11 protein-coding genes and 1 pseudogene are annotated in these 9,984 nt (G+C 43.6%); 9 read left to right on the top strand and 3 right to left on the bottom strand.

The features are described 5' to 3' along the window. Nucleotides 1-328 precede the first annotated feature (328 nt). Nucleotides 329-1,117, top strand: coding sequence for an aminoglycoside adenylyltransferase domain-containing protein (locus FTU71_RS13930; RefSeq protein ID WP_038350081.1), 789 nt, complete (start codon nucleotides 329-331; stop codon nucleotides 1,115-1,117). Nucleotides 1,118-1,243: 126 nt separating this feature from the next. Here FTU71_RS13930 and FTU71_RS13925 read toward each other — a convergent pair whose 3' ends face one another. Beyond that, on the bottom strand, nucleotides 1,244-1,702 hold the full coding sequence (locus FTU71_RS13925; RefSeq protein ID WP_077170035.1) for a DUF523 domain-containing protein: 459 nt from the start codon (nucleotides 1,700-1,702) through the stop codon (nucleotides 1,244-1,246). 234 nt (nucleotides 1,703-1,936) lie between these two features. Further along, nucleotides 1,937-3,102, bottom strand: a protein-coding gene (locus FTU71_RS13920) for an IS3 family transposase (RefSeq protein ID WP_119285041.1) whose coding sequence is annotated in 2 segments (ribosomal slippage) — nucleotides 1,937-2,844 and nucleotides 2,844-3,102 — 1,167 coding nt in all. Because the reading frame shifts where the segments join, the coding sequence is not laid out codon by codon here. A 192-nt stretch (nucleotides 3,103-3,294) separates the two neighbouring features. Here FTU71_RS13920 and FTU71_RS13915 point away from each other — a divergent pair. The 3 genes and pseudogenes from FTU71_RS13915 to FTU71_RS13905 all read left to right on the top strand — a co-directional run. Continuing rightward, nucleotides 3,295-3,648: pseudogene (locus FTU71_RS13915) on the top strand (transposase zinc-binding domain-containing protein); the annotation flags it as partial. Between the two features lie 61 nt (nucleotides 3,649-3,709). Further along, complete coding sequence (locus tag FTU71_RS13910; protein ID WP_163451784.1) at nucleotides 3,710-4,414, top strand: IS6-like element IS26 family transposase; 705 nt, start codon at nucleotides 3,710-3,712, stop codon at nucleotides 4,412-4,414. A 39-nt stretch (nucleotides 4,415-4,453) separates the two neighbouring features. After that, entirely contained in the window at nucleotides 4,454-4,855 is a 402-nt protein-coding gene (locus FTU71_RS13905; RefSeq protein WP_001183556.1) for a LysR substrate-binding domain-containing protein, read from the top strand. 136 nt (nucleotides 4,856-4,991) lie between these two features. Here FTU71_RS13905 and FTU71_RS13900 read toward each other — a convergent pair whose 3' ends face one another. After that, nucleotides 4,992-5,807, bottom strand: coding sequence for an APH(3')-I family aminoglycoside O-phosphotransferase (locus FTU71_RS13900; RefSeq protein WP_000018323.1), 816 nt, complete (start codon nucleotides 5,805-5,807; stop codon nucleotides 4,992-4,994). A gap of 129 nt (nucleotides 5,808-5,936) precedes the next feature. Here FTU71_RS13900 and FTU71_RS13895 point away from each other — a divergent pair, with 129 nt between their 5' ends. The 5 genes from FTU71_RS13895 (at nucleotide 5,937) to FTU71_RS13875 (ending at nucleotide 9,770) form a co-directional block, all read left to right on the top strand. After that, nucleotides 5,937-6,641, top strand: coding sequence for an IS6-like element IS26 family transposase (locus tag FTU71_RS13895; protein WP_001067855.1), 705 nt, complete (start codon nucleotides 5,937-5,939; stop codon nucleotides 6,639-6,641). Nucleotides 6,642-6,713: 72 nt separating this feature from the next. After that, nucleotides 6,714-7,307 carry a tyrosine-type recombinase/integrase gene (locus tag FTU71_RS13890; protein ID WP_205779272.1) on the top strand — a complete coding sequence of 198 codons (594 nt, stop codon included), beginning with the start codon at nucleotides 6,714-6,716 and terminating at the stop codon, nucleotides 7,305-7,307. 189 nt (nucleotides 7,308-7,496) lie between these two features. Beyond that, nucleotides 7,497-8,663 carry a tetracycline-inactivating monooxygenase Tet(X3) gene (locus FTU71_RS13885; RefSeq protein ID WP_024160783.1) on the top strand — a complete coding sequence of 389 codons (1,167 nt, stop codon included), beginning with the start codon at nucleotides 7,497-7,499 and terminating at the stop codon, nucleotides 8,661-8,663. Nucleotides 8,664-8,811: 148 nt separating this feature from the next. Next, nucleotides 8,812-9,549 carry a recombinase family protein gene (locus FTU71_RS13880; protein ID WP_001366550.1) on the top strand — a complete coding sequence of 246 codons (738 nt, stop codon included), beginning with the start codon at nucleotides 8,812-8,814 and terminating at the stop codon, nucleotides 9,547-9,549. After that, nucleotides 9,546-9,770, top strand: a complete 225-nt coding sequence (locus tag FTU71_RS13875; protein ID WP_000743213.1) for a hypothetical protein — start codon at nucleotides 9,546-9,548, stop codon at nucleotides 9,768-9,770. The genes FTU71_RS13880 and FTU71_RS13875 overlap by 4 nt, the downstream gene beginning before the upstream one ends. Nucleotides 9,771-9,984: the final 214 nt, after the last annotated feature.

Below are 9,984 nucleotides of genomic sequence, written 5' to 3'. Positions count from 1 at the left end.
AAAGTCGTTTGAATGATTTCTTCTTGGTCTACGTGCCATAAAATACTCCATATATTGATGTTTATAACATCATTTGAGGAGCAGAGTATCACTTATAGGAGTTGTTCAAATTTCCGGATCCATCTCTAAGTGAGGAGGAAATGACTCTTACTATTCAGATGTTGTTTCAAGCTTTTTTTGATTGATAGAGTTTTATGTATTAAACTCTATATTGAAAGTAAATATATTGTAAAAATAGTATGTTATTTACTAATTGATTAAATTATTTACACTTATTCTGTATAATGCTCTATGAATTCATTACTTATTTTTTTAAATTAAAAATCATATGCAAAGCTTAAATGATGAAGAGTGTCGCCAAGTTGAAAGTGTAAAACAGCTTTTACAAAAAAATTTTAAAGATAAGCTTTATGCTATTTATTTATATGGTTCGTATGTTGATGGTGGTTTAAAACATAAAAGTGATCTTGATATTTTAGTTATTATTGAACGTGAAATTACCGATCAGGAAAGAAAACAATTAGCGCAGAATTTTCTAAATATATCTGTTCCGATTGGTCATGCTACAGCGCGTGCCTTAGAAATTACGATATTAGAAAAAGGGAGTATTACCAATAAAAATCATCCATATACATATCAGCTACAATATGGCGAGTGGTTGAGAGAAGAATTACTCAAAGGTGAATTACTTTATAGTCAATCTGATCCAGATATTAGTATTTTACTTAAAACTGCCCAATTACATAACATTACTATCTTTGGACCTGATATTTGCGATTGGTTAAATCCAATTAGCTATGAACAATTAATATTTGCCATGCAAAAAACTTATCCACAAATTATTGCTCATTGGAAAGACGATCAGGATGAATGTAATCAAATTTTAGCGCTATGCCGTATAGCTTATACATTAGATCATAAAACAATAGTTGCCAAGGATGTTGCTGCGACATGGTTTTTAGAATTCTTAAGTCAGATAGATCAAGACATTTTGCAACTCATAATAGATGAATATATTGGGCAAGGTCATGAGCAATGTTGGTTAGTTTTACATGATCAGCTTGCTAAAATTGTTAAAGAATTACAGCATAAAATTGAACCACTACTTTTTAACTGATGTGGAAGTAATGGATATGCTTCTTAGATTATTACCTCACTATATCTCTAAATACCGAAGAGACTTGATATTGCAAAGGGGGGCGTGGTTGGAGTTGCATGAAGATTTTAAATAAAAGCGGAGGAACTAGGGTAAAAGTTGCCAAAAAGTTTCTTCTGAAATGACTTTTATATTATGACGTTTAAGCAAAGCGGAGGTAACTCCATTGCCATAGATCTTATTCCCATTAAATTGACCATCGTAAATCATTGAACTACCACATGAAGGGCTATTTTCTTTAAGCACTACCAGAGTAGCTTTTAATAATTGAACTTTTTTTAAAGTTCTATATGCCCCTTCAATATAGATTGAAGTCACATCCTTTCCTGATTTTTCAATTACACAGGCTTTTCCATCTAAGACATCATCGCCATTACCTCCCGAAATCTCGGCAGGTTCGCGTGGTGTTGATAAACCGCCAAGAATCTCTGGACATACCATAGTAGCTTTTCCATCTTTGACTAATTTTTCGATTTTTTCGTTTAAGCTATGCGTCCCGTTATAACGTACCTTTAAGCCAGCCAGACAAGAACTTACTAAAATCATATTTCCTCTATGAAAAAGATATGTATCGATTTGCTATTTAGCCAGTACCTATTATTTTTTAAAATTAATAGGTTAGTGCTATGGATAAAACAAGAATTTAAATATGATCAATGCAAAGTGAGTTATTTTTTTTCTAACCCACAAAGCTTATAGATTAGTTTGATCCTTTTTGTTTAGAAAATTTATCAACAGTGATGTGTGCTGAATTAGCAGGAGACTTTCACTTGGGAGATTCTAGGCAGCTAACCGATAAAAGTCTTCTGCCATTTGATTTGGTGTCTTAAAATCCAAGCCTTTTTGAATTCTTCGCTGATTATAAAATAACTCTATATATTTTGTAATATCCGCTTTGGCTTCTTCCCTTGTTTTGTAGTTGCGATGATGGACTAGTTCATTTTTGAGTATGCCCCAGAAACTCTCTATCGGTGCATTATCAAAGCAGTCGCCTTTTTTGCTCATTGAACCCTGAAAATCAAATTTCTCAAGTAAGTTTCGATATTCATTACTGCAATATTGGCTGCCTCTATCTGAATGTACAATGAGATCTTTAGCAGGTTTCTGATTGCGAATAGCCATATTCAATGCATCACAAACAAGCTTGGCTGTCATGCGCTCATTTAAGCTATAGCCAACAACCTGTTTCGTGTAAAGATCTTTGACAGCTGCCAAGTACAACCAGCCCTCAGCCGTCCAAATGTAGGTAATGTCACTCGACCACGCAAGATTAGGCTTCGTCATTGAAAACTGTTGCTTGAGTAAATTGTCATAAATAGAACGGTTGTGATCACTGTTCGTGGTTCTTTTGAAACGCTTATGGCGCTTACAATACAACTGATTTGATTTTTTTATTTGGCGCACAGCATACGTACTTATTTTGATACCTTGCGCTTGTAAATGCTTGGTTAATCGAACATAGCCATAGCTTTGTTTGGTTTCTTCATGGGCTATTTTGACCAAAATTGTCTGCTGATTTCGCTGAATTGATCTTTTACTCATGCCTCGCTTTAGCCAATCATAAAAGCGAGAAACGGATACACGAAGTAATCGAGCCATTAAAATAATCGGAAATAAGTGGCTTTGCGATTTCATATAGGCGTACCTCACTGACTTTCTTTGGCAAAGTACGCTGCTGCCTTTTTTAAAAATTCACGTTCCATTTCAGCTGTTTTGAGCTGTTGTTTAAGCTTCTTATTTTCTTCGAGTAAGGCGTTTAGATCGGGCGAATACTGTTTTGTGCCTGCTAAAGTTCCAGCCTTTGCTTTGTTATTCCAGTTCGAAAGGGTTTGCATTGAAATGCCAAGTTGTCTAGCGGATTCCGATACATTACCTTGGTTCTCTTCAATGGCTTTTATGGCTTCAGCTTTAAATTCTGCGGTGTAAGTCTTCTGTTTCTTGCTCATGGTAAACTCCTAATGAGTATGTATAGTTTACCAAGTTAAACCCTCCTGTTTTTTAAGCACACATCAATAGAGTGGGAGTGACGGGCACTGGCTGGCAATGTCTAGCAACGGCAGGCATTTCGGCTGAGGGTAAAAGAACTTTCCGCTAAGCGATAGACTGTATGTAAACACAGTATTGCAAGGACGCGGAACATGCCTCATGTGGCGGCCAGGACGGCCAGCCGGGATCGGGATACTGGTCGTTACCAGAGCCACCGACCCGAGCAAACCCTTCTCTATCAGATCGTTGACGAGTATTACCCGGCATTCGCTGCGCTTATGGCAGAGCAGGGAAAGGAATTGCCGGGCTATGTGCAACGGGAATTTGAAGAATTTCTCCAATGCGGGCGGCTGGAGCATGGCTTTCTACGGGTTCGCTGCGAGTCTTGCCACGCCGAGCACCTGGTCGCTTTCAGCTGTAAGCGTCGCGGTTTCTGCCCGAGCTGTGGGGCGCGGCGGATGGCCGAAAGTGCCGCCTTGCTGGTTGATGAAGTACTGCCTGAACGGCACTGTTGCAAATAGTCGGTGGTGATAAACTTATCATCCCCTTTTGCTGATGGAGCTGCACATGAACCCATTCAAAGGCCGGCATTTTCAGCGTGACATCATTCTGTGGGCCGTACGCTGGTACTGCAAATACGGCATCAGTTACCGTGAGCTGCAGGAGATGCTGGCTGAACGCGGAGTGAATGTCGATCACTCCACGATTTACCGCTGGGTTCAGCGTTATGCGCCTGAAATGGAAAAACGGCTGCGCTGGTACTGGCGTAACCCTTCCGATCTTCGCCCGTGGCACATGGATGAAACCTACGTGAAGGTCAATGGCCGCTGGGCGTATCTGTACCGGGCCGTCGACAGCCGGGGCCGCACTGTCGATTTTTATCTCTCCTCCCGTCGTAACAGCAAAGCTGCATACCGGTTTCTGGGTAAAATCCTCAACAACGTGAAGAAGTGGCAGATCCCGCGATTCATCAACACGGATAAAGCGCCCGCCTATGGTCGCGCGCTTGCTCTGCTCAAACGCGAAGGCCGGTGCCCGTCTGACGTTGAACACCGACAGATTAAGTACCGGAACAACGTGATTGAATGCGATCATGGCAAACTGAAACGGATAATCGGCGCCACGCTGGGATTTAAATCCATGAAGACGGCTTACGCCACCATCAAAGGTATTGAGGTGATGCGTGCACTACGCAAAGGCCAGGCCTCAGCATTTTATTATGGTGATCCCCTGGGCGAAATGCGCCTGGTAAGCAGAGTTTTTGAAATGTAAGGCCTTTGAATAAGACAAAAGGCTGCCTCATCGCTAACTTTGCAACAGTGCCATTTTAAGCGTTATGCTAAGCCCAGGAAGCCGCAGGATCTTTTGAACCACAACTGCATTAACGTCCGCTATTCTGATACGAGTGGATTGTACGCCTGGGAATTCGAGAAAGATGCTCAGAAATTCAGTCTGAAAGTCAAAGGGCAATATATTGCGAACAGCACGATTCATCAGCTCGATGCAGCATTAGACGGGCTGGGGATTGCCTATATTCCCGAGTATGTTGCAGATGGATATATCAAAAGCGGCAAGCTGATTGCTGTTCTGACCGAGTGGTGTCCATATTTTGACGGCTACCATATTTATTATCCTCACCGCCGACAGGATTCTCCTGCGTTTATGGCTTTTCTGCAAGTTTTGCGTGACAGGTACAATAATGGAATAAGATAAATTTATGAGTAAAGGATTATGTCCACGATAAGCACCTGGGTCGATTCCTGGGAGGCGGCCATGAGGGTAGGGAAGCGCCGTCCCGTCAAGTCAGCGTAATGCTCTGCCAGTGTTACAACCAATTAACCAATTCTGATTAGAAAAACTCATCGAGCATCAAATGAAACTGCAATTTATTCATATCAGGATTATCAATACCATATTTTTGAAAAAGCCGTTTCTGTAATGAAGGAGAAAACTCACCGAGGCAGTTCCATAGGATGGCAAGATCCTGGTATCGGTCTGCGATTCCGACTCGTCCAACATCAATACAACCTATTAATTTCCCCTCGTCAAAAATAAGGTTATCAAGTGAGAAATCACCATGAGTGACGACTGAATCCGGTGAGAATGGCAAAAGCTTATGCATTTCTTTCCAGACTTGTTCAACAGGCCAGCCATTACGCTCGTCATCAAAATCACTCGCATCAACCAAACCGTTATTCATTCGTGATTGCGCCTGAGCGAGACGAAATGCGCGATCGCTGTTAAAAGGACAATTACAAACAGGAATCGAATGCAACCGGCGCAGGAACGCTGCCAGCGCATCAACAATATTTTCACCTGAATCAGGATATTCTTCTAATACCTGGAATGCTGTTTTCCCGGGGATCGCAGTGGTGAGTAACCATGCATCATCAGGAGTACGGATAAAATGCTTGATGGTCGGAAGAGGCATAAATGCCGTCAGCCAGTTTAGTCTGACCATCTCATCTGTAACATCATTGGCAACGCTACCTTTGCCATGTTTCAGAAACAACTCTGGCGCATCGGGCTTCCCATACAATCGATAGATTGTCGCACCTGATTGCCCGACATTATCGCGAGCCCATCTATACCCATATAAATCAGCATCCAGGTTGGAATTTAATCGCGGCCTCGAGCAAGACGTTTCCCGTTGAATATGGCTCATAACACCCCTTGTATTACTGTTTATGTAAGCAGACAGTTTTATTGTTCATGATGATATATTTTTATCGGCACTGTTGCAAATAGTCGGTGGTGATAAACTTATCATCCCCTTTTGCTGATGGAGCTGCACATGAACCCATTCAAAGGCCGGCATTTTCAGCGTGACATCATTCTGTGGGCCGTACGCTGGTACTGCAAATACGGCATCAGTTACCGTGAGCTGCAGGAGATGCTGGCTGAACGCGGAGTGAATGTCGATCACTCCACGATTTACCGCTGGGTTCAGCGTTATGCGCCTGAAATGGAAAAACGGCTGCGCTGGTACTGGCGTAACCCTTCCGATCTTTGCCCGTGGCACATGGATGAAACCTACGTGAAGGTCAATGGCCGCTGGGCGTATCTGTACCGGGCCGTCGACAGCCGGGGCCGCACTGTCGATTTTTATCTCTCCTCCCGTCGTAACAGCAAAGCTGCATACCGGTTTCTGGGTAAAATCCTCAACAACGTGAAGAAGTGGCAGATCCCGCGATTCATCAACACGGATAAAGCGCCCGCCTATGGTCGCGCGCTTGCTCTGCTCAAACGCGAAGGCCGGTGCCCGTCTGACGTTGAACACCGACAGATTAAGTACCGGAACAACGTGATTGAATGCGATCATGGCAAACTGAAACGGATAATCGGCGCCACGCTGGGATTTAAATCCATGAAGACGGCTTACGCCACCATCAAAGGTATTGAGGTGATGCGTGCACTACGCAAAGGCCAGGCCTCAGCATTTTATTATGGTGATCCCCTGGGCGAAATGCGCCTGGTAAGCAGAGTTTTTGAAATGTAAGGCCTTTGAATAAGACAAAAGGCTGCCTCATCGCTAACTTTGCAACAGTGCCAGTTTTATTACGAACGTGTTTTGGGTGGACAACGGAAAACATATTTCATCGAAAGACCAAAAAAAGAAAAAACACTTCCTGTTGTGATGAGTGAAGAAGAAACCATTCGGGTACTACGCGCTATTGAAAACGTGAAACACAAGGCTATTCTGATGACTATTTATTCGGCAGGTTTGCGCATTTCTGAATGTATAAACCTGAAAATAAAAGACATTGACTCCAAGCGCATGCAAATTCGTATAGAACAGTCAAAAGGAAAAAGAGATCGTTATACCATTTTATCTGAGAAAACATTAATTATTTTAAGAACATACTTTATGGAATATAAACCAAAAGATTATTTATTTGAAGGTCAAAAAGGTGGCGCATACTCAAGCCGAAGTATTCAAAACATTTTTAAAGCAGCTGTTTTAAAAGCAAAGATTCAAAAGGAAGTTACTGTACATACCTTACGACATAGCTTTGCAACGCATTTGCTTGAGAATGGTACGAGTTTACGTTATATTCAATCGTTGTTAGGTCATTCAAGCAGTAAAACAACTGAGGTTTATACACATATTACCACCAAGGGAATGGAACAATTAAAAAGTCCGATGGATTTGTTAGATATATAGAAAGGATTTGTATATTTGAGCAAAACTTAACAAAAAGCACTATGAATATAAATCCTTTTGAGAGAGTAGAAACGAACGGTAAACGGTTGAAAACGGATTTGTCACTGATAATGAAAGGTTTAGCAAAATAAGATATAGTGGATATATACGCCATTTGGCGTATAGCCACTTGTTATGTGCCATTTTTGAATGACAATGCGAATAGATACGGACAAACAAATGAATTTACTTAGTGATAAGAACGTTGCAATAATTGGTGGTGGACCCGTTGGACTGACTATGGCAAAATTATTACAGCAAAACGGCATAGACGTTTCAGTTTACGAAAGAGACAACGACCGAGAGGCAAGAATTTTTGGTGGAACCCTTGACCTACACAAAGGTTCAGGTCAGGAAGCAATGAAAAAAGCGGGATTGTTACAAACTTATTATGACTTAGCCTTACCAATGGGTGTAAATATTGCTGATGAAAAAGGCAATATTTTATCCACAAAAAATGTAAAGCCCGAAAATCGATTTGACAATCCTGAAATAAACAGAAATGACTTAAGGGCTATCTTGTTGAATAGTTTAGAAAACGACACGGTTATTTGGGATAGAAAACTTGTTATGCTTGAACCTGGTAAGAAGAAGTGGACACTAACTTTTGAGAATAAACCGAGTGAAACAGCAGATTTGGTTATTCTTGCCAATGGTGGAATGTCGAAAATAAGGAGCTTTGTTACCGACACGCAAGTTGAAGAAACCGGTACTTTCAACATCCAAGCTGATATTCTTCAACCGGAAATAAACTGTCCCGGATTTTTTCAGCTATGCAACGGCAACCGATTAATGGCGGGACATCAGGGCATTTTATTGTTTGCCAATCCCAATAATAATGGTGCATTGTATTTAGGAATTAGTTTTAAAACGCCCGATGAATGGAAAAATAAAATTCCCTTAGATTTTCAGGACAGAAACAGCGTTGCCGATTTTTTATTGAAAAGATTTTCCAAATGGAGTGAAGTTTACAAACAATTAATACGTTCGGTATCAACATTTCAATGCTTGCCCACAAGGAAATTTCCTTTGAACAATGATTGGAAAAGTAACCGTCCATTACCCATAACAATGATTGGCGATGCTGCTCATTTGATGTCGCCTTTTGCAGGACAGGGTGTAAATACGGGATTATTGGATGCTTTGATATTGTCTGAAAACCTTACAAACGGAGAATTTACAAGTATTGAAAATGCCATCGAAAACTACGAACAACAAATGTTTGTTTATGCAAAAGATACGCAGGACGAATCGACAGAAAACGAAACCGAAATGTTTAGTCCCAATTTTTCGTTTCAAAAATTATTGAATCTATAAACAGTAAGAAAAAACGGCTACTAACAAGCAGTTTTGCAATAGTGGGGCAGAAGTGCAAAATTGAACTTGTGTGCTTCTATCAACTTTTGTACATTAGCTGCCAGTTTAAGATGGGTGCATTTGAGTATGCCCAAAGGAGCCCGCAAGTATGCGCAGGACGAAGCCAGTAGCCGCGCCGATGGTGGCGCGGGTCTATCTGCGCGTCAGCACCGACGCGCAGGACTTGGAACGCCAAGAGGCGATCACTACGGCCGCGAAGGCCGCCGGCTACTACGTCGCCGGCATCTACCGTGAGAAGGCATCCGGCGCACGCGCCGACCGGCCTGAGCTGCTGCGCATGATCGGCGACCTACAGCCCGGCGAGGTGGTCATTGCCGAGAAGATCGACCGCATCAGCCGCCTACCTTTGCCCGAGGCCGAGCGCCTGGTGGCCTCGATACAGGCCAAAGGCGCACGCCTGGCCGTCCCTGGCGTGGTCGATCTATCCGACCTGGCGGCCGAGGCCCAGGGCGTCGCCAAGATCGTGCTGGAAGCCGTGCAGATCATGCTTTTTCGCCTGGCCTTGCAGATGGCCCGCGACGACTACGAGGACAGGCGCGAACGCCAGCGCCAAGGCATTGAGTTGGCCCGCCAGGCCGGGCGGTACAAGGGCCGCCGTGCTGATCCGAAGCGCCGCGCCCAAGTTGTCGCGCTGCGCAAGTCCGGCTACAGCATCAACAAGACCGCCGAGCTGGCCGGGTACAGTGCGGCCCAGGTGAAACGGATATGGGCCGAGGTCAGCCAGGCCGAAGCGAAGCAGCACGGCGCGTTCGTGGAGGACGCATTGACGGAAGCCGATGCCCTGGCCGCTGTCGGCCAGGATGAGCGCCAGGAGGAAAGGGCATGAAGAAGCCGAACCAAGACGACGAGCCGTTTTTCATCACCGAGGAGATTGCGGCCGAAATGATCGCCGGCGGCTATGAGTTCGAGCTGCCGCCCATTCCTTGCACCATCCGCCTACGCGACGTGCTGGAGCGCATGACCGATGCTGAGCTAGCATTGCAGCCGGGCGAGATCGCCGACCAGGAGCGTGAACGCTGCCGGCGCAAGCCGTGTTCAACCTCATGATCTGGTCATGGTATTTTTCATGGCACTGAGCCTGATAGTTCTTGCAAATTGTTGTCACTAAAGGGTTTTGTGTGCTTGTTTACAATCGAGTGGGAGTGACGGGCACTGGCTGGCAATGTCTAGCAACGGCAGGCATTTCGGCTGAGGGTAAAAGAACTTTCCGCTAAGCGATAGACTGTATGTAAACACAGTATTGCAAGGACGCGGAACATGC

The organism is Acinetobacter sp. YH12136 (assembly GCF_013418545.1).
GTDB lineage: Bacteria > Pseudomonadota > Gammaproteobacteria > Pseudomonadales > Moraxellaceae > Acinetobacter > Acinetobacter towneri.
The sequence above is the reverse complement of the archived record's forward strand: the minus strand, read 5'-3'. Positions and strand labels throughout refer to the sequence as shown.

Excerpts from the sequence above, each read along its gene's own strand:
- FTU71_RS13885 (WP_024160783.1), top strand. The coding sequence starts at position 7,497 with ATGACAATGCGAATAGATACGGACAAACAAATGAATTTACTTAGTGAT.
- FTU71_RS13895 (WP_001067855.1), top strand. The coding sequence starts at position 5,937 with ATGAACCCATTCAAAGGCCGGCATTTTCAGCGTGACATCATTCTGTGG.
- FTU71_RS13925 (WP_077170035.1), bottom strand. The coding sequence starts at position 1,702 with ATGATTTTAGTAAGTTCTTGTCTGGCTGGCTTAAAGGTACGTTATAAC.
- FTU71_RS13910 (WP_163451784.1), top strand. The coding sequence starts at position 3,710 with ATGAACCCATTCAAAGGCCGGCATTTTCAGCGTGACATCATTCTGTGG.
- FTU71_RS13875 (WP_000743213.1), top strand. The coding sequence starts at position 9,546 with ATGAAGAAGCCGAACCAAGACGACGAGCCGTTTTTCATCACCGAGGAG.
- FTU71_RS13900 (WP_000018323.1), bottom strand. The coding sequence starts at position 5,807 with ATGAGCCATATTCAACGGGAAACGTCTTGCTCGAGGCCGCGATTAAAT.
- FTU71_RS13880 (WP_001366550.1), top strand. The coding sequence starts at position 8,812 with ATGCGCAGGACGAAGCCAGTAGCCGCGCCGATGGTGGCGCGGGTCTAT.
- FTU71_RS13930 (WP_038350081.1), top strand. The coding sequence starts at position 329 with ATGCAAAGCTTAAATGATGAAGAGTGTCGCCAAGTTGAAAGTGTAAAA.